General features: G+C 55.7%; 25 protein-coding genes. 15 read left to right on the top strand and 10 right to left on the bottom strand.

Features of this window, described 5'->3' with window-relative positions:
• Positions 1-72: 72 nt before the first annotated feature.
• Positions 73-390 (top strand): ribosome silencing factor, encoded by a 318-nt coding sequence (gene rsfS / locus ADN00_RS01155; RefSeq protein ID WP_075061128.1) that lies wholly within the window; start codon positions 73-75, stop codon positions 388-390.
• 70 nt (positions 391-460) lie between these two features.
• On the opposite strand, the gene bcp is transcribed toward rsfS, so the two are convergent.
• Genes bcp through ADN00_RS01130 form a run of 5 tightly spaced genes read right to left on the bottom strand, consistent with a single transcriptional unit; the run spans position 461 to position 5,836 of the window.
• Positions 461-922 carry a thioredoxin-dependent thiol peroxidase gene (gene bcp, locus ADN00_RS01150; RefSeq protein WP_075061127.1) on the bottom strand — a complete coding sequence of 154 codons (462 nt, stop codon included), beginning with the start codon at positions 920-922 and terminating at the stop codon, positions 461-463.
• Between the two features lie 13 nt (positions 923-935).
• Entirely contained in the window at positions 936-2,906 is a 1,971-nt protein-coding gene (locus ADN00_RS01145; RefSeq protein WP_075061126.1) for a molybdopterin biosynthesis protein, read from the bottom strand.
• Between the two features lie 20 nt (positions 2,907-2,926).
• The gene (locus ADN00_RS01140) at positions 2,927-4,162 is read right to left on the bottom strand and encodes a molybdopterin molybdotransferase MoeA (protein WP_075061125.1); all 1,236 of its coding nucleotides are present in this window, start codon (positions 4,160-4,162) and stop codon (positions 2,927-2,929) included.
• A 3-nt stretch (positions 4,163-4,165) separates the two neighbouring features.
• Positions 4,166-5,071 (bottom strand): UbiA family prenyltransferase, encoded by a 906-nt coding sequence (locus ADN00_RS01135; RefSeq protein ID WP_075061124.1) that lies wholly within the window; start codon positions 5,069-5,071, stop codon positions 4,166-4,168.
• Positions 5,072-5,089: 18 nt separating this feature from the next.
• Positions 5,090-5,836: an SDR family oxidoreductase gene (locus ADN00_RS01130; RefSeq protein ID WP_075061123.1), complete on the bottom strand. Its 747-nt coding sequence runs from the start codon at positions 5,834-5,836 to the stop codon at positions 5,090-5,092.
• 266 nt (positions 5,837-6,102) lie between these two features.
• Between ADN00_RS01130 and ADN00_RS01125 the strand changes: the two genes are divergently transcribed.
• From ADN00_RS01125 to ADN00_RS01085, 9 genes are all read left to right on the top strand, one after another.
• A complete protein-coding gene (locus ADN00_RS01125) occupies positions 6,103-7,149 on the top strand; it encodes an aldo/keto reductase (RefSeq protein WP_075061122.1) in 1,047 nt (348 codons plus the stop codon).
• A 376-nt stretch (positions 7,150-7,525) separates the two neighbouring features.
• Positions 7,526-8,320: an ABC transporter substrate-binding protein gene (locus ADN00_RS01120; protein ID WP_075061121.1), complete on the top strand. Its 795-nt coding sequence runs from the start codon at positions 7,526-7,528 to the stop codon at positions 8,318-8,320.
• Positions 8,321-8,455: 135 nt separating this feature from the next.
• Positions 8,456-9,094 (top strand): amino acid ABC transporter permease, encoded by a 639-nt coding sequence (locus ADN00_RS01115; RefSeq protein WP_075061120.1) that lies wholly within the window; start codon positions 8,456-8,458, stop codon positions 9,092-9,094.
• A 23-nt stretch (positions 9,095-9,117) separates the two neighbouring features.
• Complete coding sequence (locus ADN00_RS01110; protein ID WP_075061119.1) at positions 9,118-9,897, top strand: amino acid ABC transporter ATP-binding protein; 780 nt, start codon at positions 9,118-9,120, stop codon at positions 9,895-9,897.
• Positions 9,894-10,565: an amino acid ABC transporter permease gene (locus tag ADN00_RS01105; protein WP_075061118.1), complete on the top strand. Its 672-nt coding sequence runs from the start codon at positions 9,894-9,896 to the stop codon at positions 10,563-10,565. The genes ADN00_RS01110 and ADN00_RS01105 overlap by 4 nt, the downstream gene beginning before the upstream one ends.
• 67 nt (positions 10,566-10,632) lie before the next feature.
• Positions 10,633-11,619, top strand: a complete 987-nt coding sequence (locus ADN00_RS01100; RefSeq protein WP_075061117.1) for a threonine ammonia-lyase — start codon at positions 10,633-10,635, stop codon at positions 11,617-11,619.
• 40 nt (positions 11,620-11,659) lie between these two features.
• Positions 11,660-12,640 carry a cyclodeaminase gene (locus tag ADN00_RS01095; protein ID WP_075061116.1) on the top strand — a complete coding sequence of 327 codons (981 nt, stop codon included), beginning with the start codon at positions 11,660-11,662 and terminating at the stop codon, positions 12,638-12,640.
• Between the two features lie 12 nt (positions 12,641-12,652).
• A complete protein-coding gene (locus tag ADN00_RS01090; RefSeq protein ID WP_075061115.1) occupies positions 12,653-13,774 on the top strand; it encodes an aminotransferase class I/II-fold pyridoxal phosphate-dependent enzyme in 1,122 nt (373 codons plus the stop codon).
• A 202-nt stretch (positions 13,775-13,976) separates the two neighbouring features.
• Positions 13,977-14,822, top strand: coding sequence for an MBL fold metallo-hydrolase (locus tag ADN00_RS01085; RefSeq protein ID WP_075061114.1), 846 nt, complete (start codon positions 13,977-13,979; stop codon positions 14,820-14,822).
• Between the two features lie 66 nt (positions 14,823-14,888).
• Here ADN00_RS01085 and ADN00_RS01080 read toward each other — a convergent pair whose 3' ends face one another.
• From ADN00_RS01080 to ADN00_RS01070, 3 genes are all read right to left on the bottom strand, one after another.
• Positions 14,889-15,545 carry a glycerol-3-phosphate acyltransferase gene (locus ADN00_RS01080; RefSeq protein WP_075061113.1) on the bottom strand — a complete coding sequence of 219 codons (657 nt, stop codon included), beginning with the start codon at positions 15,543-15,545 and terminating at the stop codon, positions 14,889-14,891.
• Between the two features lie 63 nt (positions 15,546-15,608).
• Positions 15,609-16,010 carry a M67 family metallopeptidase gene (locus ADN00_RS01075; protein ID WP_075061112.1) on the bottom strand — a complete coding sequence of 134 codons (402 nt, stop codon included), beginning with the start codon at positions 16,008-16,010 and terminating at the stop codon, positions 15,609-15,611.
• Positions 16,007-16,816, bottom strand: a complete 810-nt coding sequence (locus ADN00_RS01070; protein ID WP_075061111.1) for a DUF5656 family protein — start codon at positions 16,814-16,816, stop codon at positions 16,007-16,009. Before ADN00_RS01070 ends, ADN00_RS01075 begins: the two co-directional genes overlap by 4 nt.
• Positions 16,817-16,983: 167 nt before the next feature.
• Here ADN00_RS01070 and ADN00_RS01065 point away from each other — a divergent pair, with 167 nt between their 5' ends.
• The 4 genes from ADN00_RS01065 to ADN00_RS01050 all read left to right on the top strand — a co-directional run bounded on the left by ADN00_RS01065 (position 16,984) and on the right by ADN00_RS01050 (position 21,886).
• Positions 16,984-17,985, top strand: a complete 1,002-nt coding sequence (locus tag ADN00_RS01065; RefSeq protein WP_075061110.1) for a hypothetical protein — start codon at positions 16,984-16,986, stop codon at positions 17,983-17,985.
• A gap of 47 nt (positions 17,986-18,032) precedes the next feature.
• Positions 18,033-19,958, top strand: a complete 1,926-nt coding sequence (gene gyrB / locus ADN00_RS01060; RefSeq protein ID WP_075061109.1) for a DNA topoisomerase (ATP-hydrolyzing) subunit B — start codon at positions 18,033-18,035, stop codon at positions 19,956-19,958.
• A 147-nt stretch (positions 19,959-20,105) separates the two neighbouring features.
• Positions 20,106-21,269: a M28 family metallopeptidase gene (locus ADN00_RS01055; protein WP_075061108.1), complete on the top strand. Its 1,164-nt coding sequence runs from the start codon at positions 20,106-20,108 to the stop codon at positions 21,267-21,269.
• A gap of 53 nt (positions 21,270-21,322) precedes the next feature.
• A complete protein-coding gene (locus tag ADN00_RS01050; protein ID WP_075061107.1) occupies positions 21,323-21,886 on the top strand; it encodes an LOG family protein in 564 nt (187 codons plus the stop codon).
• On the opposite strand, the gene ADN00_RS01045 is transcribed toward ADN00_RS01050, so the two are convergent.
• Entirely contained in the window at positions 21,883-22,467 is a 585-nt protein-coding gene (locus ADN00_RS01045) for a hypothetical protein (RefSeq protein WP_152966209.1), read from the bottom strand. The two genes, ADN00_RS01050 and ADN00_RS01045, sit on opposite strands and share 4 nt — an antisense overlap.
• 152 nt (positions 22,468-22,619) lie before the next feature.
• On the opposite strand from ADN00_RS01045, the gene ADN00_RS01040 reads away from it, so the two are divergent.
• Complete coding sequence (locus tag ADN00_RS01040; protein ID WP_075061105.1) at positions 22,620-23,705, top strand: Ldh family oxidoreductase; 1,086 nt, start codon at positions 22,620-22,622, stop codon at positions 23,703-23,705.
• Between the two features lie 61 nt (positions 23,706-23,766).
• On the opposite strand, the gene ADN00_RS01035 is transcribed toward ADN00_RS01040, so the two are convergent.
• Positions 23,767-25,416: an alpha-glucosidase gene (locus ADN00_RS01035; protein WP_075061104.1), complete on the bottom strand. Its 1,650-nt coding sequence runs from the start codon at positions 25,414-25,416 to the stop codon at positions 23,767-23,769.
• Positions 25,417-25,602: the final 186 nt, after the last annotated feature.

Here is a 25,602-nt window from a genome sequence, read left to right as displayed (position 1 = left end):
TGTGCTAGAATGATGCAAACTGAACTTTGGATGAAGAGGTGAATTCTGGAAACGTTAGAAATTGCACACGCGATGATCACTGCCCTGGAAGAGAAAAAGGCAGAAGACATTCTTTTATTGGATATTCGTGGAATAGCAGATTTTGCGGATTTTTTCATCATTTGTTCCGGCACCAGCGATCGTATGCTGGGCGCATTGGCCGACGCGGCCATTGAATGCGCCAGAGTGGATCATGGCATAAAAACGCGCGTGCGCGGGCTACCCAGCAGCGGCTGGCTGATCGCTGACCTGGGAGATATTGTCATCCACTTCTTCTCGCCCGACCAGCGGGAATACTATGACCTGGAAGAGTTGTGGAAAGACGGCAAAGTCTTGGTGCGCCTCAAATAATCCATGCAAACCGGCACAACCAAAACGCCCCATCCGCGGTGGATGGGGCGTAATTGATTCTCAATCCGGCTTACATCTTCAACGCTTCGAGCACTTCTTTGGAATGATCTGCCGGTTTCACTTTCTCAAACACCTTCACAATCATTCCCTCGGCGTTAATCAAGAAAGTGGTTCGCTCCACCCCAAAATACTCACGCCCGTACATTTTCTTTAATTTCCACACGTCATACAGCTCGCATACCTTGTGGTCAACATCGGCCAGCAGGCTGAAGGGCAACGCGTACTTCTGCTTGAATTTCGCGTGCGAGTCGGTGTCATCCGGGCTGACGCCCAAAATAGTAACGCCCGCTTCCTCGTACGCGCTGTAATCATCTCGGAAGTTACAGGCTTCGGTGGTGCAGCCAGAGGTATCATCTTTGGGATAGAAGTACAGCAGCACGGGTTTTCCCCGATAATCGGATAAGCGGTGCAGTTTACCCGCTTCATCAGCCAGCTCAAAATCTGGCGCAGATATTTGGTTAGCAATAGGCATTTTAATCCTCCTGTTATTTTGAACAATCCAAAACAAGGTTACCCATTTTTTTCACACTATAGCCGCGCAGGCCGGCCACAGCCGTCCGAAAACCGGCGTCAGCGGCCAGGTCAAAAATGGGCGAGAGTAAATCGTTTTCAAGATACTGGCAGGGAATCACCAGATCATAGCGTTCCGGGTAGAGCGGCACAAAATCCAGCTCCAGGGCGTCTGCCGCGGCTGCTACCGCCATTCCACAATCTGCACGCCCCGAAGCCACCGCAACCGCCACGGCCAGGTGGGTGAACTCTTCAAGCTCATAACCTTTGATCACCGCCGGGTCAATGGATAACTTCTGCAGGTGATAATCCAACAGCACGCGCGTGCCGGCCCCGCGCTGGCGGTTGACAAAACTCACATCGTCCCGGCTCAAGTCGCACAGCGATTGGATGCCCTTCGGATTTCCCCGCTTCACTACCAGGCCCTGCTCGCGCTCCACCCAGGTCATCAAACGAACCGGCGTGTCTGGCAGATATTGGCGAAGATAAGAGATGTTATACTCTCCGCTCTCCGGGTCCAGTAAATGCGAACCGGCCAGATGCGCCTCTTGCCGCCGCAATGCCACCAGACCGCCCAGGCTGCCTACATTCGCCGAGACCAGCCGGCGGCCGTAGCGTGTCAGGTATTGGGCCAGCAAATCCAGCGTTAAATCGTGCGAACCAATCGCGAAAATTGTTTTCTCCACCTCTGCCGGGTGGCGGTACAGCTTCACCCGCACCGGCGATCCCGCCTCCAGACCCTGAATGCCTCGCGGCACCAGCGCGATACCGTCTGCGCGCACCAGCGAAGTGATTACCCCCGCCCCGCGTGAAAGCGGCGCGGCCAACGTACGCTCGCCCACCTTCCCGACCACCACGCGCATAAAATCGTCATCTCCCGCCGGAGAAGTGATCTTGCGCGTTAGCGAAGCGTCAATCTCCAGCGGTTGGTTGGGCTGCCTGCCCAGCCAGCGCGCCAGCAAAGGTTCTACAAAAATTTCGCCGGTCAGCGCTGCCGAAACCGGGAAACCCGGAATGCCGATCACCGGCACGCTCCGGCTGTCATCACTGCGCCGAATCAATCCCAAAATCACCGGGTGACCCGGCCGCACCGCCACGCCGTGCACCAGCAGCTCGCCCAGCCCTTCCACAATGCGCGAGGTAAAGTCCTCTGAGCCAGCCGAAGACCCGGCATTCACCAACACCAGATCGAACTGATCGGCGGCCTCTTGCACACGTTGTTTCAATAGGTCAAAGCGGTCAGGGGTGATCGGGTAGCGCGTGGCTTCACCGCCCCACTGGGTTACCTGGGCAGCGATGACCACCGAGTTATATTCGATAATGTCACCGCGTTTGATTGGCTCACCAATCTCCACCAGTTCCGTCCCGGTGGGCAGAACCGCCACGCGCGGCTTGCGGCTGACCATCACCGCTGAATACCCCGCTCCGGCGATTGCGCCCAGGTCTACTGGCCGCAAAACATGCCCTTCGGGAAGCACCAACTGTGTAGCCACAATATCTTCACCCATCAAGCGCACATGCGCCCAGGGCGTGGCGGCCTGACGCAAACGAATAAAAAGGGGGTCGCGCACATTCTCGGCGGCGCGGTCTTCTGCGTCCAGCGATTCAACCTGCTCAATCGGCACCACAGCATTAGCCCACTCGGGCAGCGGGTCGCCAGTGTCTACATAAGCGGTCTGGCTCCCAGTCTCCAGCATCACCGGCGTGGCTGGTGAAGCGCCCGCGGTCGCCTCGGCACGCACGGCAAACCCATCCATCGCCGAAGCGTGATAATGCGGCGAGCAAATTTTCGCCCATACCGGCTGCGACAACACACGGCCGATGGATTTCTCATCCATCAATACTTCTTCTTCGCCCAGCCGCCCGCCCAAACCGGCGCGCTCCAGAGCTTTGTTAAAATGCGCCTGCGCCGTCTCAAGTGGAATATCATGCAAATAAACCGGCATAACCCTCCTTAATACCACCATCAAAGAAAATACACTTCCACAACCTGGCCGGCTTCCAGTCCATTCGCGTCCAACGGCACGCGAATCAAACCGTCCGCTTTGGCCAGGGCAAAGATCAGATTACTTTTATAGAAAATCGGCTCCGCGATCCATCCCCGCTCGTCCTGCCGCAGGCTAACGGGGAACCATTCTTCCTTCCCAGCCTGCGAGGGTGTGTTGGTGCTCAATCGCGCCTGAAGGTACGCCACTGGCACGGTGGTCTTGCGCCCTGTCAGGTGATAGATCATCGGCTTGATGAACAGGCTGCCCACCACCAGCGCGCTCACCGGATTGCCCGGTAAGCCAATCGCCGGCTTGCCATCGCACACCGCCAGAATGGTGGGTTTGCCCGGCCGGATGCGAATGCCGTGCACCAACACGCCCGGTTCTCCCATTTCAGCAAGAATGCGCGCGGTCAGGTCGCGCACGCTGGCCGACGACCCGGCAGTAATCACCAGCGCGTCGCACGCATCCATCGCGGATCGCGCGCGCGCGCGCATGTCTTCTTCCCGGTCGCTGCTAATGCCAAAACGCACCGGCTCGCCGCCAAACCGCTGCACCAGCGCGCTGAGCGAATAGCTATTCACATCCCGCACCTGCCCTGGCAGCGGAACCTGCAGCGGATCAACCACCTCGTCACCGCTGGAAAGGATTCCAATCCGCGGTGGTTTAACCACCTCCACCTCCGCGATCCCCTGCGACATCAGCCCACCAACCACCGCCGGAGATAACTCTTTACCGGCTTCCAGAAGCAGCTCACCAGGTTTCACATCTTCGCCCGGCTCAATTACATTCTCTCCCACGCTCACCGCGCGCTGCACTTCCACTTCACCGGCGCGCGCTTCCTGGGTGTATTCCATCATTACCACTGCGTTGGCGCCTTCTGGCAGCATACCGCCGGTGTGAATCACCGCCGCCTGGCCTTTCCCTACCTTAAAATTTGGTTCAGCACCCATTTGCGATTCGCCCACCACATTCATGTAAATCGGCAGCGAGTCCGATGCCCCAAACGTGCTGGATGCCTGAACAGCGAAGCCATCCACCGTGCTGCGCCGGAAAGAGGGCAGCGCCTCCAGTGCGTACACATCGCTAGCTAAAACACGTCCGGCTGCTTCCAGCACCGGCAGCGTTTCCCTTCGCGGTTGGGCAGCGGGCAAGTGAGACATAAATCGTTTTAATGCTTCATCAGGAGCGGTTAATTTCAGAAATTCTGGCATACGTCATCCAATCCAAAGCGAATAAGTAAATAAGTACGTCGATAGCACCAGCAGCGAAGCCGACATAAAGGTGAGCAGCTTCCAGGCGGGTTTGGCGCCGTTCGTAATCCGGATCATCAACCACACTAACCCAAGAGCCAATGGCAGGGTCAGCAGCACCGGCCAGGTAATGCCCCACGGCAGATTGAACAAGGCCGCCGCGCCCAGCAGCACATACGCACCCAGCACCAGAATATTGTGCAGGGTCATGCCACGCTGCCAGCCCAGCGCCACCATCATGGTCTTACGCTTGTACTTCATATCACTGGCATACAACTCCAGCGATCGCGCCAGTTGAAACGCCAGCAACAGCGCGGTCAGCGGGAAGGTAACCATGCCCACCAGGCGGTGCAATTCTCCGCTTTGCAGGGTGAATGAAAGCGCCGGAGTCAAATTCGCCAGCACAACGGCGGTTGCCAGCTCTCCATACCCGCGGTAAACCAGCCGCAGTGGAGGCACACTGTATATGTAACTAATTCCAAAAATCAACAGCAGCAGCGTGCTGCCTGGTACATTCAATAAACGCTGAACACCCATGAAAACAACCAGAACCGCCGCGACCACCAACGATGCCAGGCTGCCCTGCCACAACAGCTTCTTTGCCAGCAGAAACGCTTTAGGCGAAAAGGCTTCCAATCCAAGCCTGTTCTGCATATCTTCCTGGGTGTCATAATATCCCTTAATCCATCCGCTGAAAAGGAATACCAGAAGAATAATAAACATCCCCCCAAAAAACTGCGCGGGATTCACAACATCGCCTAAAAAGTGGGCCAGGCTCGCCCCTAAGAAATAGAATAAAACGCTCATCGCCAGCATGGGCAGACGGGCGTAAGAAATAACCACGGTTCTCACCTGCTTCGCATCATCCATTCGCGTTATCGCTCACTTTCACGTCAGCCGGTAACCGCCGTCCACGGCGATCACCTCACCTGTAATATAGGGATTTTGAGCAAGAAACACAACCGCCTGTACAACCGCCCCGCATCGCTCATTCTCTTGCAGCGGCAGTCGCACGTTGAGACGCTGCCAAACTTCTTCCGATAGGTCCTCAGACGGTAATATCAACCCTGGAGCCACCCCATTAACGCGCACCGCTGGCGCGTATTGTTTTGCCTGCAGGCGGGTTAGCGCCTCCAGAGCTGCTTTACTGACCGTATAAGCCGCGTAACCGGTCCACGGCCGGCCTGCGCCCGCGTCGCTGATATTGATGATCGCGCCGCCATGCGGGCGCATCAAGGCAAAGGCAAGCCGGGCGCACAGCCAGGCGGCTCTCAAATTGAGATCAAAGGTGGCGTCCCATGCTGCGGGGGTATCTTCCTCCAGCGTGGCGTGGCGCATCTCAGCCGCCGAGTTGACCAGCACGCGCAGATCATACCCACTCTCCGCGACAGTGGCGAACATCGCTTCAATCTCTGCCGGGCGGGTTAAATCCGCTGCCAGCAGCAGGCACTCTCCACCGCTCGCTGCGATCTCAGCGGCCAGGCTGTTTGCTTCCGCCTCCGACTGATGGTAGTGCAGGCCAATCGCGTACCCTTCTGCGGCCAACCCCAACGCGATGGCGCGCCCCAAGCGCCGCGCCGCACCAGTAACCAGCGCCAGCGGTTTGGCTGAACGGGATTTCAAATCATTCGACATTGGGGTATCACCTTTGTATGAAGTCCACTCTTTCATCCCGCAAATGGAATTTGCCAGTCACCGCAGATTTTTAGACACCAGCCAAGCCTGCTGAGGGAGGCGCATTCTTACCTCGATTTTAACATATCGCAGGGTGAGAATGGTAATAAAGGACATAGAGTTCCCACTGCAGTAAGAACACTGGTCTCGCTGACCGTCATTCAATTGAAGTCATCGGATAAGCATGTTATCATCGGGTCATCTTTTCTCATCCATCGGAGAACCTCATGGACCACCTTATCGCTCACCCGGAATTTTTCAAAGCACCCCTCGATATTTTTGAGTTTAACGGTATGCCCTATCTGCGAATGGGCGGCTCCGGTTTGTGGACTTCCAAAATCGGCCTGGGAACCTGGAAATTTGGCCGCCCTGAAACCGGCGACCAGTCCCGCGTAGACCAGGCAACCGCCCTGCGCATTTTTGACCGCGCCCTCGAATTGGGCGTTACCTTTTGGGACACCGCCCCGCGCTATAACAATGCCTCTGGCAACGCGGAACGAATCATAGGCGAATGGCTCAAAGCCAACCCCGACCAGCGCCGCAATATCGTCATCGCCACCAAAGTTTACGGTGGAATGGATGGCATCACCCCCAATCACTGCCGGCTGACGCGCGGCAACATCAAAGAGTCCGTTTACGCTTCTTTGGAGCGCATGAATATCGAGACGATTGACTTGTTTTATTTCCACCACTACGATCCATTCACGCCCCCCGAAGAATCTTTCAGCGCCATAGAAGACCTGGTGCGCGAAGACTTGATTCGCTATCTGGCGGTGTCCAACTTCACCGTAGACCAACTGCGCGCCTACCAGACCATCGAATGCGCCAACGGCATTCGCTCGCGCATCATCGCCATCCAGAATCAATTTGACATTCTGCGCAAAGAACCGCCCGAATACGCCGGTGTGCTGGATTTCATCCAAAAATCTAATTTATCCTTTATCGCTTACAGTCCCCTTGCCGAAGGATTCCTCACCAGCCGCTATCTCGACCCGGCCCGCGCTGGCGTGGGCGACCGCGTTTTTGATCAGGGCTCCTTGCCCGAACTGGCCAGCCCGCAGAATTTAATCAAGCTGCGCCAGCTCAACGCCCTGGCAACTGAATGGGCATTGGATCTGAGCCAGTTGGTGTTAGCCTATACGCTCACTTTGCCGGGTATCGGCTCTCTCATACCGGCATCTTCCAGCGTTCAACAACTGGAATCCAATGCCAGGGTGGCCAAGATCACCCTTACCGACGAACAGAAAAGCACGGTGAAAGCAATTGTCGGCTGAAAACTGCCAATTCTCTTGACAACCCTTTGGCTGTGTGTTAAAACTGCACCCATTATGAATTCTTTATTCCTTCAGCGACGAGCCCGACAAGCATACCAACCTTTCTACGGAAGGTGCGGGTAATCTGCTCTGCTGGTAAGACAAACTTAGTCATCCTATTCAACCAGAGTTTTCCAAAGCCTTCCAAAGACCGGAAGGCTTTTTTGTTACTTTTTCTTAAATTTTTACTTGACGCCTGCTGTATAATCTTTTATATGCCGGGTGTCACTCCAGGAGGTGCCCCACTATCAATTACATCGTATCCTGCAACCCCCCTTTTGCTGTTATTCATATCATAATTGATCAACCAAACCAATTCCTTGAGGAGGAAAGAAATATGAAATCGAAGTTCTATGTGGTGTTTGCCCTGGTGATGGTAGCTGTTCTGCTGGCGGCTTGCGGCGGCGGCGCTGCGGCCAACAAGCTGGAAGCGATCAAAAAGAACGGAAAAGTTGTCATCGGCACTTCTGCGGATTATCCGCCCTTTGAATTTGTGGATGCCAACGGCAATTTTGACGGCTTTGACGTCGCCCTGATGAACAAGCTCGGCGAAGAAATGGGCGTAACCGTAGAAATTCAAGACATGCCCTTTGACAGCCTGATTGCCGCTGTGCAGGAAGGCAAAATTGACCTGGCCATCGCCGCCTTCAACTATAACGAAGAACGCGATAAAACTGTCGATTTCTCTGATCCGTATTACTACGCCGAAGATGGTTTCGTGGCTGCCGAAGGCTTTGCCGGCGAATTCACCAAACCCGAAGACGCCGCCAATTACAAACTGGGCGTTCAAACCGGCTCCACCGCCGATGGTTGGGTAACGGAAAATCTGCTTGATACCGGCCTGATTGCCGAAGCAAATCTCTTCCGCTACGAGCGCATCGACCAGGCCGGCCTGGATGTCAAATCGGGCCGCATTGACCTGCTGATGACCGACTACGTTCCCGCCCTGGCCCTGGCGCAAAATCTGGGCGGCCTGAAGGTGATTTATCACGCCGAACTGTCCACCGGTCCGGTCAACATCATCCTTCCCGAAGGCGAAAAAGAACTGCAGGCGGAGCTGAACACTATTATCAAGAAGCTGCAAGACAGCGGCTTCATTGATGAGATCGCTGCTAAATACATCGGCCAATAGTCTTAATAACGGAGGATGCGGTGTAAAACACCGCATCCTCCGTTCGAATCCTCGTAACACCCCATCATCATTCATCGGTTTGATACATTCGTCAAAATCTGCCAAATTCGGATAACAAAGGAAAATAAATTACCAATGGTTCTTGAAATCATGGGGTACATCTTACAGGGAACGTTCATCACCATTGCGGTTTCGGTGGTCGCGCTCCCGATGGGACTGTTATTGGGGATGCTGTTGGCATTGGCGCGGGTGTATGGCGGAAAAATCTTATCTTCTTTCGCCGCAGTTTACTCCACGGTCATGCGGGCGGTTCCCCCCATTGTTCTCCTCTTTATTCTCTATTTCATCATTGCCGGCTCCATTAACATTTCTCCCTTTTGGGCCGGCTCCATCGCTTTAGGCATTATCAGCAGTTCGTATCAATTGGAAATTATGCGCGGAGCGATCCAATCGGTTGGCTCTGGCCAGATGATGGCCGCCCGTGCGCTGGGCATGTCTCGCGTGACGGCTATTCGCCACATCATCATCCCGCAGGCGCTGCGGCTGGCCATTCCACCTTGGTCCAACGAGGTCGCTCTGGTTCTGAAAGACTCTTCACTGGTATACGCGATTGGCGTTCCCGAAATTCTGCGCCGGGCGCAATTTGTAAGCGCGCGCACCTACCAGCCCTTTCTAGCCTTTTCTGTCGCGGCGCTCATCTATTTTCTGCTGACCTTCCTCTCCAACCGGTTGTTAGATAAGGTCGAAGAAAAAACCCGCATTCCCGGCTTTTAACCCTGCACTTTAGAGGAAATCTCGTGGAAAAAACCATTCTCCGAATTGAAAACCTTTCCAAATCTTATGGCCACACCACCATTCTGAAAGATATCACCCTCGACATTAATGAAGGTGACACCGTGGTGATTATTGGCCCCAGCGGCACCGGAAAAAGCACCATGCTGCGCTGTATTAACCTGCTCACCAAGCCCAACAGCGGGCGCATCTTTCTGGATGGAAAAGAGATCAACGCACACGGCGTTGACGAGAATGAGGTCCGCAAGCATATCGGCATGGTCTTTCAAGACTTTCTCCTCTTCAATCACCTCACCGCTCTCGATAATGTCATGATTGGCCCTCTCAAAGTGTTGAAAATGGATCCTGCTCAGGCGCGCCTAAAAGCCATGTTTGAATTGGAGCGGGTTGGTCTGAAAGACAAAGCCAATCTGTATCCCGGTCAGCTCTCTGGCGGGCAAAAGCAGCGCGTCGGCATCGCCCGCGCCCTGGCGATGGATCCACGCATCATGCTTTTTGACGAGCCCACCTCTGCCCTCGACCCTGAATTGATCGGTGAAGTGCTGGAAGTAATGCGCAAGCTGGCCAGTGAAGGCATGACCATGCTGGTGGTTACCCATGAAATGGGCTTTGCACGCGAGGTGGCCGATAAAATCGTTTTTATGGAAAGCGGTGTCGTGGTTGAAGAAGGCCCTCCCGATGACCTTTTCCAGCACCCCAAACACAACCGCACGCGCGAGTTTCTCTGGAAGATCACCGAACTGTACGGCAAGCACGACCAAGATAAACCCGGGGAGCCAGAATGAACGAATTCCTGGAATTTTTTCAATCCGCGCTGCCAAGTTTTTACCGCGGCGCGCTGATCACCCTCCAACTGACCGCCGTCGGCCTGGGATTGGGGTTCTTATTGGGCCTCCCGGCCGCGGTGCTGCGCGTCTACGGTGGAAAATATCTGCGCTGGCTGGCCATTGCTTACATCGAGCTGTTTCGCGGAACGCCCGTGCTGGTGCAGCTTTTCCTGGTCTACTTTGGCCTGCCCGATTTGGGCATGACCCTCTCGCGCATGACGGCCGCTTACATCGTTTTAGGCCTGAACAGCGGCGCGTATCAGGCCGAGTACTTTCGCGGTGCCATCCAAGCGGTTGGCGGCGGGCAGATGATGGCCGCGCGCGCGATTGGGATGAGCCGGTTGGAAGCCATTCGCCACATCATCCTTCCCCAAGCCCTGCGCCTGGTCATTCCTGCCTGGTCGAATGAGCCTCCTTCCCTGCTGAAAGCCTCCGCGATTGCCTTCCTGATCGCTGTGCCAGACCTGATGACCCAGGCAAAAACGATCGCCGCCCACACCTACAACCCCATTGGCGCCTACTTCAGCGTGGCTGTCATCTACCTGGTGATCGTGTTTGCCATGAACAGCCTGTCCTCCTACATGGAGAGAAAAGCGCGTGTTCCTGGCCTGGAACTCGAATTTTAATCCAACCCGCACACCCACCCGTTTTTGCCAGCTCATCTACTAACCCTGGCTTTCTATTGAGGTATCTATGCTGCAAGATCTGGAACTGACCCTGAAACATATCTATGAAGCCCGCCAGTTAATTTCTCCCCATATTCGAAAAACACCTCTTCTGGAAATGCCGGAACTCAGCGCCCTGGCCGAAGCGCCGGTGCTGGCCAAAGCCGAGAACTTGCAAATCACCGGCTCGTTCAAAATCCGCGGAGCGGCCAATAAATTGCTCCACCTCACCCCGCAGCAAAAGGCGAAAGGTGTGCTCACCTGCTCATCGGGCAATCATGGCCGGGCGCTTTCGCTGATGGCTCAAAAACTGGGCGTGCATGCCGTGGTATGCATCACCGAGGCCGTTCCCCCCAATAAGCGCCAGGCCATTTTAGACCTGGGCGGCGAGCTGATTGTGGGCGGTAAAACCGCGGATGATGCCCTGATTTTTGCTGACCAGTTAGAGGTGGAACGCGGTCTGACTATGACTCACTCCTTTGACGACCCCAATGCCATTACCGGCCAGGGAACTATTGGGCTGGAAATCATGGAGGACGCCCCCCAGGTAGACACATTTGTTGTCCCGCTCTCTGGTGGGTCGCTCCTCTCAGGCATCGCCCTGGCCGTGAAGAGTGCCAACCCCAAAGCACGCGTGATCGGTGTGAGCATGCAGCGCGCGCCGGTTATGATCGAATCGCTCAAAGCCGGGCATGTAGTTGAAATTCCAGAAGAACCTACTCTGGCCGACGGCCTGGCGGGCGGCATTGGGCTTAACAACACCTGGACCTTCCGCTATGTGCAGCGCCTGGCCGATGAGACCATCACAGTCAGCGAAGAAGAAATCGCCAGCGCCATGTTCCACGCCCTTCACCACCATCACCTGGTGCTGGAAGGTGCCGGCGCGGTTGGCTTGGCAGCCCTGCTGGCAGGAAAGGTGAAATCCAGCGGCCAGGGAATCGCCGTGGTTTTGAGCGGCGGCAATGTCAACCTGCCCGTCCTGATCAAGATTGCCAGCCAGAAACTGGCTGTGTAACCGTTCTGGCAACCAGGCATGGACTCAATCGAGGTGGATCGTGCTGATCTTAAATGAAAAGGAAATCCGGCAGTTGGTGCCGATGGACATCCCCGCTCTCCAGGCCGTAGCCGAGGGCTTTCGGAAATTATCTTGCGGCGAAGCCACCCTGCCGCCCATCATGCGCATTGACGTGCCCGAGCACAACGGCGAAGTCGACGTGAAGAGCGCCTACCTGCATGGGCTGAACGCCTTTGCCATTAAAGTGGCTGCCGGGTTTTTTGATAATGCCAGCCTCGGCCTGCCCACCGGCAGCGGCATGATGCTGGTCGTCAGCGCGGTAACCGGCTTCCCGCAGGCCGTGCTGCTAGATAATGGCTACCTCACCGACGTGCGCACCGGGTTGGCCGGCGCGCTGGCCGCCCAATACCTTGCCCCTGCCAACCCGCAAAGAGTTGGCGTCATCGGGTCTGGAATGCAGTCTCGCTACCAGATTCGCGCCCTGAAGTTGGTGCGCGAATTTTCTCAGCTCATCGTCTACGGCATCGACCCGCTTGCGGTGCAAGCTTACGCGCAAGACATGCAGGCCGAACTGGGCCTCAGTGTGCAAATTGCCGCCAGCCCTGAAGAAGTCGTCCGTCAGAGCGACTTCGTTGTTACCACCACTCCCTCCCACCAGCCCATCGTCAAAGCCGAATGGCTGCACGCGGGGTTGCACATCACCTGCATGGGCGCCGACTCGGAGCACAAGCAGGAAATTGAAGCCCTGGCGTTTGGCAAAGCCAGCCGCATCGCCTGCGACAGCCGCGCCCAATGCCTGCGCCTGGGCGAGCTGCATCACGCCCTTCAGACTGGCGTTATTGATCAGCAGACCCCCATCACCGAACTGGGCGAAATAGTCGCCGGACGGCTGCCTGGCCGCCAATCACCCGAAGAAATCACCATCTGCGACCTCACCGGCGTGGGCGTGCAGGATACGCAGATAGCCCTGTTAGCCTATCACCGCGCCCTTTCCCAAGGCGTTGGAATGAAAATTGATTAGAGAGAGAAGGTTATGAGCAAACAGTTTATTCCATTTGATCTGGAACGTTTCATGTCGATCTGGGAAAACCAGGTGGACTACAACTTATCGGAAAGCGGTGTTCATCCCCTCACCATGCGCGAGCTGGTGCAAGACCCCAAAGTGCTGGACGAGATTTTGAACACAACTCTCGGATACCCGCAAACCAATGGCTCCATTGAACTGCGCGAAAAAATTTCCGCCATTTACCCCGGCACCACCATTGACAATGTGCTTGTCACCACCGGAGCCGCCCAGGCCAATTTCACCTCCCTGTGGACCCTGCTGGCCCCCGGCGACGAAGTCGCCATTATGCTGCCCAATTACATGCAGATTTGGGGCATCGCCCAAAATTTAGGCATGAAAGTCAACACCTTCTCCTTAAAGGAAGAAAGTGGTTGGGCGCTCGATATAGACGAGCTGAACCGCGCCGTTACCCCCAACACCAAATTGATCGCCGTCTGCAACCCCGACAACCCCACCGGCCACATCTTCACCCCCGCAGAAATGGATGCCGTTGTTGCCGCCGCGCGCCGCGCTGGCGCCTGGCTGCTGGCCGATGAAGTGTATGCCGGTTCCGAGCGCGAAGGCGATTCTGTAACCCCTTCTTTCTGGGGCCGCTACGAAAAAGTGCTCGCAATCGGCAGCATGTCCAAAGCCTACGGGCTGCCAGGTCTGCGCGTGGGCTGGGTCGTTTCGCCTGCCCCAACCGCTCAGGAGCTGTGGGCCCGCCAGGACTACATCACCATTGGCACCGGGATGATTGATAACAAGCTGGCTGCCTACGCGCTCTCGCCCGATGTCCGCCCGCGCCTTCTGCAGCGCACCCGCGACTACGTGCGCCAGGGCTACCAAAACTTTGAGGACTGGGCCAGCCAGCATCCCGGCGTGTTCTCCTGGGTCCCCCCGCAGGCCGCCGCCATCGTCTTTCTGCGCTACCATGCCCCGCTCAATTCCTCACAACTGATCGAAAACCTGATCCAGGTCAAACGCACCTATTTCGTTCCAGGAGACCATTTCGGACTGGACGGGCATATCCGTGTGAGTTTTGGGCTTTCCCGCCAGCAATTGGAAGAAGGCCTCAACCGCCTGAACACCCTGTTACAAAATGCCTGAAATATTCAATTTTCTTGCAATTTTGCCGTTATTAAACTAAACTTACCGGCGATTTTTAAGCAGGGCAAGTGGCTCTTCAACGAATATCACAACAGGAATTGGGGTGCCATTTGCATTGATTTTTTGACATTTATCGCTGGTTATGCTATTCTACTATCTGCAATCTTAAGCAATCTTTCGTGCTCGTTTCAGGAAGGGAATCATGCAACGCGAACGCGTTTCTGAAAATGTATACTGGTTTCAAAGTGATGTCTACGCGCAGGTCACAGCTGGCGTGGTGGTAGGCCCGCAGTGGGCGCTGGTCATCGACACCCTCGCGCTGCCTGAGGAAACCCTTGCGATGCGCTCTTTTATTGAAGAGCATCTCAATGTGCCTGTCCGCTATATCGTCAACACCCATTATCACGCCGACCACACCTGGGGAAACTGCTTCTTTCCGGGCGCAACGATCATCGCGCACACGCTCTGCCGCAAATTCATGCTGGAAAAAGGCCAGGAAGCTCTCGACCAGGCCAAAAAGCAGTCCAACGCCCTGCGCCAGGTGAAGCTGGTACTGCCCCATATCACCTTCTCTTCGGGCAACATGAATCTGCGCGTTGGCAAGAAGAACCTCATTCTCATGCCGTTTCCCGGCCACAGCCCAGACGCGCTGTCCATCCTGATCGAAGAAGACCGTGTCTTTTTTGCTGGCGATGTCTTTATGAACCTTCCCTATATCGTGGATGGAGACCTGGAGCAAATGCGCGGCTCGATCAAGACCATTTCTGAAATGGGGCTGGAAAACATCATCCAGGGTCATGGAGATATCATCTTGCGCGGCGAAATCGATGACGCTATCACAGAAAACCTGCGGTATCTGGACTGCATCGAAAAAGCCGTACATAATGCCCTAAAACGCAGCGACCCCGGCGAATATTTGGCGCAAATTGATGTGGAATCCTGCGGAAAAAGCCGCGTTTTACTGGGTGGTCTGGCGCAAGACCTGCACCAGCGCAACCTGGTCGCCCTGTACAGAAAAATGGCCGCGCAAAAATCGGCCGCCGCATAATAGCAGTAAAGCTTGCAAGCAAACAAAAACCTTCTTCTGATCGCGAAGAAGGTTTTATTATTTCTCTTATTGCTGCTTTTTCATGCGCGCCGCTCGCAACCCTACCGGGCGCTCCGTGCCATTAGCAATTCGCTTCAAGTTGGGGCGCAGCGCCCACAAGATTAATGCCAGCGAAGCGGCTCCATAAGCAACATGCGCCCACGGGCCAACGCCCATTAGCGCCCGCACCAAAAAGACCACTGTTGCGCCCAGTCCAATACTGATGGTTGCCACCGAAGCGTATCCCACCAATACAAACGCGGCAATCGCGATGGGCGTCATAATTACCAGGCTCAACGGCCACAAGCCAATCGCGCCGCCCAGAGCGCAGGTTCCCCCGGCCCCACCGCGCAGGCGCAGGCGGCCATCTTCGTTGCGCTCAAGGAGATAAATGGAATAGTTATGACCAATCACCGCCAACACAGCGGCGGCCGCTTCCAGCCAGAAGTTGCCCGGCGACAGCCAGCGCGCGAGCCAAACCGCACCCGCGCCCTTGAGAACATCCAGGAGCGTGGTAAGCAAACCGGCGGCAAAACCCGCCGCGCGCATCGCGTTGGTCCCGCCCGTCCGGCCACTTTCAATTTTCCGCACATCTTTGCCGCTGAACAGCCACACAATCAGCAGTCCATTCGGGATGGAACCAATCAGATAAGCTGCGATTAATCCGACCAATATCAAAGCCATTCCGCTGTAATCTCCTTTACCGGACAGTAGAAACACCCATTGTACTCGAAAGTTACCGTAAAGTTAATCGATTGTTAACTCCAGCGGCTGCCAGATGGTCCCTTGCAAACGATATGCCTTAAATACCCACCGGCGGTTTTCAAAACTGCCGATCAGGCTGGCGGCTTCAGGGTAATAAAACAAGCGCGTGTCCATTTCAGAGGGATGGTCCGGCCCAAGCGGATGAGAGTGGTAAATCGCCAGCAAATCGCTTCCGATATTCTCTATCGCCGTCATCGCGTTCACCTGCGCCACAGCATCCATCTCAAAGCGGGTTGGGCTGTGAAGGCTGTTTTCCACCGCAAAAACCCACTCCACCCGGCCAGCTTTGCCTGCCAGCAAGCCGCAGCCTTCTTCTGGTAAAACCCTTTCCAGGTGATTCATCATCTCTTTCAGCAGGCGCACAGAGATGACAAGCCCGCTCACACCATCACCGCCATACCCCAAAAAATAGCCAGCATGACCACCGGTTCAATCCACAGCGTTTGCCAGGGGCGTTTCTCTTCAATTAACACTGCCGTACTGGTCAGCGCGTAAGATGGACCGACCAGTAAAAGGCCAAAAGAAAGCGGTGATAAAGGCCAGTAATGAAAACCCACCGCGAACTGTCCCACAATCACGGCAATAGCCACGCCCCACACCAGGCACCAGCGCCCGTTCAACCGCAGGTAGAGCGTGCGCAACGCCACCAGCGCCATGCTGAGCACAATCGTGGGCAGCATAGTATATAACCGCAGGCCGGCCGCCCGCAGGCTGATCGCCAGGAACAAATACAGGGCAAACGACACCGCCGTCAATCCAATCGCCGCGGGCGCGTGCAGGTCATCTGCCAGATCGACCACAATGTATTCCGCGACAAACACCAATATAAGCAAAATGCCGCCAAACGCGAACACCACCCACCATTCCAAGCCCGGCTGCAGATTTCGCAGCGGCACGCCCAGCACCCAGGCGGTGAGTGCTGGCAGAATCCAGTGCTGCATGGTATTGGTCTCGCGCAGCTCAGGGTGATCTCGGATCAGCCAATCGGCGCCCACAGCCGCCAGCATGGAGACCAGCAAAGAAAGCAGCAGTCCAAAATCAAAATTGAGGCTGTACACCGCTCCAAATAGAGTGACGCCAAAGCTGCGCGGGGGAATATTAACATAAGGAGAAATGGCATACGCCAGTAAAATGGTTGAGGCCAGAATGCTCAACCGGTTGGCATCTGGCAGGTGCTGCCTTTCATTCATGCTTTCATTTTAACCTTCCTGCGCCCCACTGCCAAGTCAGATGGATATGTTGCCAGTGAAATGAGCCGCCCACCAGTAGCTGTCTAAACCACATACAACGCAGTTCACGGCTACCCCGCGGACATCCCCGGCAGGTCTCGGCGATTAATGGTAAAATAGAAAGTCGTATGGAACAAAAAACTGAAACTGCAACCGCACAACCGCCCCGGCTGGTGTCTTCTCTTGGGGCCGGTTTTAATACCGTCGCCAACAGCCTCTACCTCATCCTTTTCCCGGTGATTCTGGACCTGTTCTTATGGGTAGGGCCGCGCTTGAGTTTAAAGCAGGCCATGGAAACTTTGCTTTCCAACACCTTTGTTACCCTGCAAGAGATGGGCTCACCTGAGATGCTGGAAATTCTAACCACCACAGAGAAAACCTGGCAAACCATCCTGCAATACTTCAACCTGTTCTCTTCGCTGCGCAGCTTTCCTATTGGTGTTGGCAGCCTGCTGGCCGGTCAGCCCGCCGGGGACTCCCCCTTGGGCGCCCGTGCTGTCATCGAACTGCCTTCACTCAGCGCGGCGGTTGGCTGGTGGGCGGCATTGGCCGTTGTTGGGGTAATTCTGGGCAGCGTCTACTTTAGCGAAGTGGCGCGCTTCTGCACGGGTGAGCAAACCCCGTTTTCTTTCAAGAACTTGCAGTGGCAGACCTTTCATTCGCTGGCATTTTCAATTGGCCTGGTTGTTTTAATCGTACTGGTCTCATTTCCGGTCAGCATTATGGTTTCCATCATTGGCATGATTAACGCCACCTTTGCGCAAATTGCCATTTTCGCCATCATCTTTTTTGTCCTTTGGCTGCTGCTGCCTTTGTTTTTTGTTCCGCATGGAATTTTCTTGCGCAAGTTGAATATTCTCAAGTCCATTTTGAACAGCGTGCGCCTGGTGCGCTTTGTTTTGCCGTCAACCAGCCTGTTTATTCTGGTGATCGTTTTGCTCAGTCAGGGGATGAACCTCATCTGGCTCATTCCCCCGGTCGATTCATGGATGACACTGGTTGGAATCCTGGGTCATGCCTTTGTAACCACCGGTTTGCTGGCTGCCAGTTACATTTATTACCGCGACGGTTCGCAATGGATGGAAGAAAGCATTCAACGCTTGATGCAGCAGCGCAGCCAAAAAGCCTAACCGCTCCATTTCAATTGGTACTTCACTGAACATCTCTGGAGGATTACGTGGGAAAACCCGAAAACACAACCTCTTCCTATACCGCGAGTAACATTCAGGTTTTGGAAGGACTGGAAGCCGTCCGGCGGCGCCCCGGCATGTATGTGGGCGGCACTGACATTAAAGCCCTTCACCACTTGGTGTATGAAGTTGTAGACAACTCAATCGACGAAGCCCTGGCCGGGGTTTGCGACCATATCACCGTAACCCTTCACGAAGATTCCAGCGTAACCGTGGAGGACAACGGCCGCGGTATCCCCATCGACATTCACCCCACCAAAGGCATTTCTGCCCTCACCGTGGTAATGACCACCCTGCACGCTGGCGGTAAATTTGACAGCAGCAGCTACAAAGTCTCTGGTGGTTTGCATGGCGTGGGTGTTTCGGCCGTCAACGCCCTCTCTGAATGGTGCGAAGTCGAAGTCCGCCGCAACGGTGGTTTGTACCGCCAGCGCTTTGAGCGCGGTCGCCCGGTCACCGACGTGGAAAACATTGGCAGCGTGCCCGAGGATGTAACCGGCACGCGCACGACCTTCAAATTTGACAAAGAAATCTTTACCGAAGACATCGATTATCGCTTTGAAACACTGGCGCAGCGCTTCCGCGAGATGGCCTTTGTTACCCGCAAGACTGAAATCAAGTTGATCGATTTGCGTTCCAGCCGCGAGATGGCCTTCTACTTTGAAGGCGGCATCTCTTCCTTTGTGCGCTTCCTCAACCGTAACCGCGAAGTGCTTCACCCGGTCGTCTACGCCGAGAAAATGGTGGAGGATATCGGCGTGGAAGTTGCCATTCAATACACTGACGCCTACAATGAATCGATTTACTCCTTCGCCAACACCATTAACACCATTGACGGCGGCACGCACCTTACCGGCCTGCGCGCCGCAGTAACCCGCGTGATCAATGATTACGCCCGCCGCAACAACCTGCTCAAAGAATCCGATCCCAACTTCTCGGGTGACGATACCCGCGAAGGGCTGACCTCCATTGTCAGCATCAAACACCCCGATCCGCAGTTTGAATCGCAGACCAAAGTCAAGCTGATGAATCCCGAGGTGCAGACCCTCGTGCAGCAGGTGGTGGGCGAAGTGTTTGCCACCTTCCTCGAAGAAAACCCCACCGAGGCCAAAGCCATTATCTCTAAATGCCTCACCTCTTTCCGCGCGCGAGACGCGGCCCGCAAAGCCCGCGACCTGGTCATCCGCAAATCAGCCCTGGAAAGCCTCACCCTGCCCGGCAAACTGGCCGATTGCTCTGAGCGCGACCCCAACAAAACCGAACTCTACATCGTCGAGGGTGATTCGGCAGGCGGCTCGGCCAAACAGGGCCGCGACCGGCACTTCCAGGCCATTTTGCCGCTGCGCGGTAAAATTCTCAACACTGAGCGCGCCCGTCTCGACAAAATTCTCTCTTCCAAAGAGGTGAAATCCCTCATCTCGGCCCTCGGCTGCGGCATCGGCGAATCGTTTGACCTGACCGGTCTGCGCTATGGGCGCGTTATCATCATGACCGATGCCGATGTCGACGGCGCGCACATCCGCACCCTGCTGCTGACCTTCTTCTTCCGCTATATGCAGCCGCTGATTGAAGAGGGCCATCTCTACATCGCACAGCCACCTTTGTATCAGATCGCGTACCGCAACCAATCGGAATACATTTATAGTGATGCAGAAAAAGAGAAATATCTCAAATCACTCAACGCACCAGCCGAGAAGATCAAAATCCAGCGTTACAAAGGTCTGGGTGAAATGAATCCGCAGCAGTTGTGGGAGACCACGATGGACCCGGCCAACCGCACCCTGCTGGTGGTCAATATTGAAGACGCTGCCGCCGCAGACCGCACCTTTGATATGCTCATGGGCGCCGCCGTGCCGCCGCGCACGCGCTTTATCACCACCCACGCCCATCAGGTGCGCAATCTGGATATTTAATCAAGCGATATAACCACTATCAGACAAAACTGGCTTTTGTATAGGCCAGTTTTGTCTTTTCGATCCCTTAAAGGTTTATAATCACATCAAATCATTACGCGGCTGACCGATGAACATCGCCGCCATGCGCAGTAAAGATAAATTATAATGCTATTTCCTGTTGAATCCAATCGCCCACCCCACCCCTACCAATCCAAGAAGAAACTCTTTTTCGTTCCGATTGCCCTGGTTCTGTTGCTCATTGGGCTGGCTGTGATCAGCTGCAGCCGCCAGCCCCAACCACAAAATGCTTACCCCACCGCAGGGCGCCTGGTCATCACACAACAATTTCGTCCTACAGCCACCCGCATCCCCATTGACCATAAAGCTGAAAAGGAACACATCGCCACCTTGCACGCGGCCCACGCCGCCACACCTCAACCGCCAGGCTTACCCGGCGTTGAGCAGCTTTCCGCGCAGGTGAACCTGGAAAGAATGCTGGCAGACCTCACCTGGCTGGCCGCAGACGCCCGCCAGGGCCGGCTGGCCGGAACACCCAGCGAAGACGAAGTGGGACAATGGCTGGTGGAGCGCATGGTCGCGCTGGGACTGCAGCCGTTTACCGATGCCGGCTTCGACCAATACCTCCAGCCATTCGACAGCGCCATTCCCGGCCAGCAAGCGGAGAACGTCATCGCGGTTTTGCCCGCTGGCCAGCAGCCGCCGGCCGGTTACCTGATCATCGGGGCGCATTACGATCACATCGGCGTATCCCCACAGGGCCAGGTCTTCAATGGAGCGGATGATGACGCCTCCGGGGTAATCGTCGTGCTGGAAACGGCCAGAATTTTATCCGAGTCGGGTATCTCTCCCCGCGCCTCCATTGTCTTCGTCCTATTCTCCAGTGAAGAGAGCGGATTGCTGGGCTCCGAAGCGTTTGCCCGCCAGCTCAGCGAAGCGGGTCTGGTCGAAAAATCAGCGTTTATCAACCTCGAAATGCTTGGCGCTGTCAAAGGCACAGACACGTTCATCGATTTATGGGATCAGGACAATACCATCTCTGATCCGCTGGCAGAAGTGGTTCTTGCTGCCGGGCAGCAGATGTCCATTCCCATCCAACACCTGGGAGTAGACCCTGGATCCGATGCCTGGCAAATGCTGGCCTATGGCATACCCTCCATTACGCTCTCTACAGCCTGGGAAGATGGAGCCAACCATCCCTATTACCACAGCCCCGCTGATGATGTTGAGAACATCGAGCCGCAAGGACTGCTAGACGCCGCAAAAATTATACTTGCCAGCGCCTGGCGGATCGCTTATGATACCCCGTAAGAATCCAATTTTGCCGGTGTGATTCTTGATTCCGATCTCTTCAAGGAGTTCTTATGCGTTCAGTTACCGTTTACTGTGGTTCCAGCACGGGCAGCAGCCCGGTCTATCTTGAAGCGGCCCACGACTTGGGGCGCGCGTTGGCCCAATCGGGGATTGCGCTAGTCTACGGAGGCGGCGGTATCGGCATGATGGGCGCGCTGGCTGCGGCATGTCTGGAATCCGGCGGACAGGTAACCGGCGTGATCACCCGCGCGCTGATGGAAACAGAATCGGCCAAGAAAGACCTGGCCGATATGCGCGTGGTCGAAACCATGCATGAGCGCAAGCGACTGATGGCCGAACTGGGCGAGGCTTTTATTGCCCTGCCGGGCGGTTTTGGTACCTTTGAAGAACTCTTTGAAGCGGCCACCTGGCTGCAGTTGGAAATCCACCGCAAACCGGTTGGTCTGATTAACGCGGGCGGATATTACACCCACCTGCTCACTTTTCTGCGGCATTCCGTCGCGGAGGGATTCATCAAAGCTCCCCACCTGGACATGATCCAGGTCGCGGAGAACGCCCGCGACCTGCTGGAAAAACTCAATGGTTACCGGCACATTTCGGTGAGCAAGATCTAATCCATTTCTTCGTAGCGAACATTGATATTCATCAGTTCGCCCAAAGCGACGCCCTGCACCACCACCGATTTACCCTCCGGCCCGCCCTCAAAGACCATGCTGAAGGTTCCCCCTTCAACCGAGGCCAAATCGGCGCGTTCTGTTAATCCCTGCGCGCCCAATTGATCACGGTAGTATTGCATAGCCGCGTCCAAAGTCATTTTGACCTGAAAATTTAACGGGCTCTCGGTAGACATCACATTCTCAGCGCCTTCCGGCACCGGGAAGGGAGATGTATTTTCCCCGATGCTCACTTCACCCAGCTCCTCTTGCGCCTCAGCCGCCGCAGTCGCTGCAGCCGGCTGGGCGGTTTCCAACAATTCAGGGGCGTTGGCCGCCGCCGTCAGCGCCAGGGGCTGCATGGTTTCCACCAGCTCAGGCGCGCCAGCCGCCGCTGTCAGCGCCAGGGGTTGGGCTGTTTCTGCCGCTTCTTTAGCCGATTCTACCGCTTCCTGCACCCCGCCAAAAGGCAGCGATGCGCAAGCCAGCATGGCCGCCGCCAGCATCACCAGTCCGAACATTATCGCGATTTTCCTGTTCATATCTGTCTCCTTCCATTGAGTGCGCTTCTCGCTTGATCCTTACCCATACTCTAGCACAAAGCCCCTGCGCTTTCAAAGCAGCCGTCCCTGGGTGCGGATCGAGATTATAATGACTATCAGCAGCAAAAATCCAATTTTGGAGGGAAAATCATATGCCCGATCCGCTTCGCTTCTCGGTCGAAGACCTGAATGACTATATTGTGCGCTTTTTCACGCGCCTGGGCGTTTCCCCCACCGACGCACAAACAGCCGCGCGGGTGATCCTGGCCGCCGACCTGCGTGGCGTCGATTCACATGGCATCATCCGCCTGCACTCCTATTACGGCAGCCGCTTGCTCAATGGAACGATTAACCCACAAACTGCGATCAAAGTGCTGCGCGAAACGCCCGTAACCTTGGCATTAGACGGCGGAAACGGTCTGGGGCAGGTGGTGGGCGAATACGCCATGCGCCGCTGCATCGAAAAAGCGCGCGCCAACGCCATCGGCATGGTCACCGTGCGTTGCAGCAATCACTACGGCATTGCCGGCTATTACGCGATGATGGCTCTGGAACACAACCTCATCGGAGTCAGCTTCACCAATTCGCAGCCGCTGGTCGCCCCCACATACGGGCGCACCCGCCTGTTGGGCACCAATCCGATCGCTGTGGCCGTTCCCGCCGGTAAGCACCTGCCGTATGTGCTGGATATGGCCACCAGCATTGTGCCAATTGGACGCATCGCCGTCTATGAAAAAATGGGCCAGCCGGTGCCCCTGGGCTGGGGATTGGACGAGAACGGCGTCCCGACCAGCGACCCACACGCCATTCAAAACGGCGGCGCGCTGTTTCCCCTAGGCGGCCCGGCGGAAACTCGCGGCTACAAAGGCTACGGGCTTTCGTTGCTGGTGGATCTGTTCTGCGGTGTGCTGGCCGGCGCCGCGATTGGTCCCGAAGTGGGCGACCCATCCAACCAGATTCCCGGCGCCAATGTCGGCCATTTCTTCGCCGCCATCGACATATCGGCCTTCCGCGACCCGCAGGAATTTCAACACGAAATGGACCGCTACATTGAATTGTTGAAAAAAGCCCCCAAAGCGGTGGGAGAAGAGCGGATTTACATTCACGGTGAGAAAGAGTTTGAAATGGCGGAGGTTAACCAGCGCGAGGGCATTCCCCTGCTGCCAGCGGTGGTCGACTCGCTGCGCGAAGCCGGCGCGCTGGTTGGCGAGCCATTTGACCTGCAGCCACTTCCATAAAAAAATCCGGTTGGCAAACCATAAAATCGCCAGCCGGTTTTTCTTTCATCGAATCCGCTCTTTATTCATTCACCGCGTAAATGCTGGCTTCATAGGGAGCCAGGTCCAGGCGCGTACCGCTCAATTCCGCGCGGGCGTCCTCGCGGCTGGAAAGCGCCAGCTTCCACGGCTGCCCGGTGATCATGCGCCCGCTCAACATTAACGGCAGCCGCCGCCTGGAAAAATTAAGCGCCACCAGCACGGTTTGCGTCTGCGTCTGGCGCAGATAGGCAAGGATATAGCGTGGTTCATGCACCAGCGGCAGGAACATGCCCTGGCGCAGGGCAGGCAGGTCTTTGCGCAGTTGAATCAAATTCCTGTAGAAATGGTACAGCGAGCGCGGGTCATTTTGCTGGCTTTCCACATTGCGGGTAGCGTGATTGGGGTTCACTTTCAACCAGGGCGTGGCCTGGCTGAAGCCGGCATGCTTCGCCGCGTTCCACTGCATGGGAGAGCGGCAGCCATCCCGGCCAATAAAGAAAGGCCAGTAATGCTTGCCGATGGGGTCTTGAATCTCACTCCGCCCCACCTTGATATCCCGCATGCCAATCTCCTCGCCATAATACAGGTAAGGCGTGCCGCGCAGCGTGAGCAGCATGGCCGCGGCCACTTTCAACCGCCGGTCGTCCTCACCGCGCGCATAGCGGCTGGCCGAACGCCGCACGTCATGATTATTTAACACATAGGTCGGCCAGGCGTCATCACCCAGGCTGTTCTCCCAATGCTGGATCGCCCGCAGGAACTGGCCGGCGTCCCACTTACAGTGGGTAAAGCTGAAATTAAATGCGGCGTGCAGGCGTTCGCTGCCACAGTAGCTGGCCGCCGTCTTCGCCTGATCTTCACCCAAAAACGTTTCACCCACTGCGTAACGCTGCGGATAGGAATCCAGCACTGAGCGGATCTCTTTCAACAGCGGCATCATCTCAGGCTGGCTGACGTCGTGGATATGCTGCTGGCGGTCAAATGGGCGCAGACCCAGTTTTGCGGGGTTATCGCGAAAACCGGCATCTTTGAAATAATCGTTAAACACATCCAACCGGAAGCCGTCTACCCCGCGCTCCGCCCAAAAGCGAAACACATTGACCAGTTCTTCGCGCACCGCGGGGTTGCGCCAGTTCACATCCGGCTGCTCTTTATAGAACATGTGGAAATAATACTGCCCGCGCCGGGCTTCATATTCCCAGCCCGACCCGCCAAACACCGATTGCCAGTTATTCGGCGGCCCACCGTTGGGAGAAGGGTCTTTCCATAAATACCAATCATTCTTGGGGTTATCCCGCGAGCTGCGCGATTCGACAAACCAGGGGTGTTGATCGCTGGTGTGATTCAACACCAGATCCAAAATTACCCTGATCCCGCGCTGGTGGCAATCCTCGACCAATTGTTGAAATTCTTCCAGGGTGCCAAATTTGGGGTCAATATCCAGATAATTGCTCACATCATACCCAAAGTCAACATCCGGGGAAGGGAAAATGGGAGAAAGCCAGATCGCGTCAATCCCCAGTCCTTGCAAATAATCCAGTTTGGAACGGATTCCCTGCAAATCGCCAATGCCATCCGCGTTGCTGTCCACGAAAGAACGCGGGTAAATCTGGTAGATCACCCCATCCCGCCACCACAAGAAATCATTGTCCATATCCACCTCACCAGCAGAATTGTCCACCGCAGTCATTATAGAGCAACCTCTTGTGGAAAACAAATTCTCGCGCGCCACTCATGCGACACCTCTTCGTTACTGTATCGAATATCCATAGATCTGGAAAAGAGAGAGCTCAGCGGCCATAGATTGCCTTATGGAGTGCAATGGCCCAAGGCCTGTTTTGATGAGGGCCTTTGAAGACTGGCATTGAGCATTGGA

The sequence above is a fragment of the Ornatilinea apprima genome (genome assembly GCF_001306115.1).
GTDB lineage: Bacteria > Chloroflexota > Anaerolineae > Anaerolineales > Anaerolineaceae > Ornatilinea > Ornatilinea apprima.
The sequence above is the reverse complement of the archived record's forward strand: the minus strand, read 5'-3'. Positions and strand labels throughout refer to the sequence as shown.

Excerpts from the sequence above, each read along its gene's own strand:
- ADN00_RS01040 (WP_075061105.1), top strand. The coding sequence starts at position 22,620 with ATGCCCGATCCGCTTCGCTTCTCGGTCGAAGACCTGAATGACTATATT.
- ADN00_RS01050 (WP_075061107.1), top strand. The coding sequence starts at position 21,323 with ATGCGTTCAGTTACCGTTTACTGTGGTTCCAGCACGGGCAGCAGCCCG.
- ADN00_RS01070 (WP_075061111.1), bottom strand. The coding sequence starts at position 16,816 with ATGAATGAAAGGCAGCACCTGCCAGATGCCAACCGGTTGAGCATTCTG.
- ADN00_RS01085 (WP_075061114.1), top strand. The coding sequence starts at position 13,977 with ATGCAACGCGAACGCGTTTCTGAAAATGTATACTGGTTTCAAAGTGAT.
- bcp (WP_075061127.1), bottom strand. The coding sequence starts at position 922 with ATGCCTATTGCTAACCAAATATCTGCGCCAGATTTTGAGCTGGCTGAT.
- ADN00_RS01120 (WP_075061121.1), top strand. The coding sequence starts at position 7,526 with ATGAAATCGAAGTTCTATGTGGTGTTTGCCCTGGTGATGGTAGCTGTT.
- ADN00_RS01100 (WP_075061117.1), top strand. The coding sequence starts at position 10,633 with ATGCTGCAAGATCTGGAACTGACCCTGAAACATATCTATGAAGCCCGC.
- ADN00_RS01080 (WP_075061113.1), bottom strand. The coding sequence starts at position 15,545 with ATGGCTTTGATATTGGTCGGATTAATCGCAGCTTATCTGATTGGTTCC.
- ADN00_RS01045 (WP_152966209.1), bottom strand. The coding sequence starts at position 22,467 with ATGAACAGGAAAATCGCGATAATGTTCGGACTGGTGATGCTGGCGGCG.
- rsfS (WP_075061128.1), top strand. The coding sequence starts at position 73 with ATGATCACTGCCCTGGAAGAGAAAAAGGCAGAAGACATTCTTTTATTG.
- ADN00_RS01055 (WP_075061108.1), top strand. The coding sequence starts at position 20,106 with ATGCTATTTCCTGTTGAATCCAATCGCCCACCCCACCCCTACCAATCC.
- ADN00_RS01105 (WP_075061118.1), top strand. The coding sequence starts at position 9,894 with ATGAACGAATTCCTGGAATTTTTTCAATCCGCGCTGCCAAGTTTTTAC.
- ADN00_RS01145 (WP_075061126.1), bottom strand. The coding sequence starts at position 2,906 with ATGCCGGTTTATTTGCATGATATTCCACTTGAGACGGCGCAGGCGCAT.
- ADN00_RS01135 (WP_075061124.1), bottom strand. The coding sequence starts at position 5,071 with ATGGATGATGCGAAGCAGGTGAGAACCGTGGTTATTTCTTACGCCCGT.
- ADN00_RS01115 (WP_075061120.1), top strand. The coding sequence starts at position 8,456 with ATGGTTCTTGAAATCATGGGGTACATCTTACAGGGAACGTTCATCACC.
- ADN00_RS01090 (WP_075061115.1), top strand. The coding sequence starts at position 12,653 with ATGAGCAAACAGTTTATTCCATTTGATCTGGAACGTTTCATGTCGATC.
- ADN00_RS01035 (WP_075061104.1), bottom strand. The coding sequence starts at position 25,416 with ATGACTGCGGTGGACAATTCTGCTGGTGAGGTGGATATGGACAATGAT.
- ADN00_RS01140 (WP_075061125.1), bottom strand. The coding sequence starts at position 4,162 with ATGCCAGAATTTCTGAAATTAACCGCTCCTGATGAAGCATTAAAACGA.
- ADN00_RS01125 (WP_075061122.1), top strand. The coding sequence starts at position 6,103 with ATGGACCACCTTATCGCTCACCCGGAATTTTTCAAAGCACCCCTCGAT.
- ADN00_RS01065 (WP_075061110.1), top strand. The coding sequence starts at position 16,984 with ATGGAACAAAAAACTGAAACTGCAACCGCACAACCGCCCCGGCTGGTG.
- ADN00_RS01130 (WP_075061123.1), bottom strand. The coding sequence starts at position 5,836 with ATGTCGAATGATTTGAAATCCCGTTCAGCCAAACCGCTGGCGCTGGTT.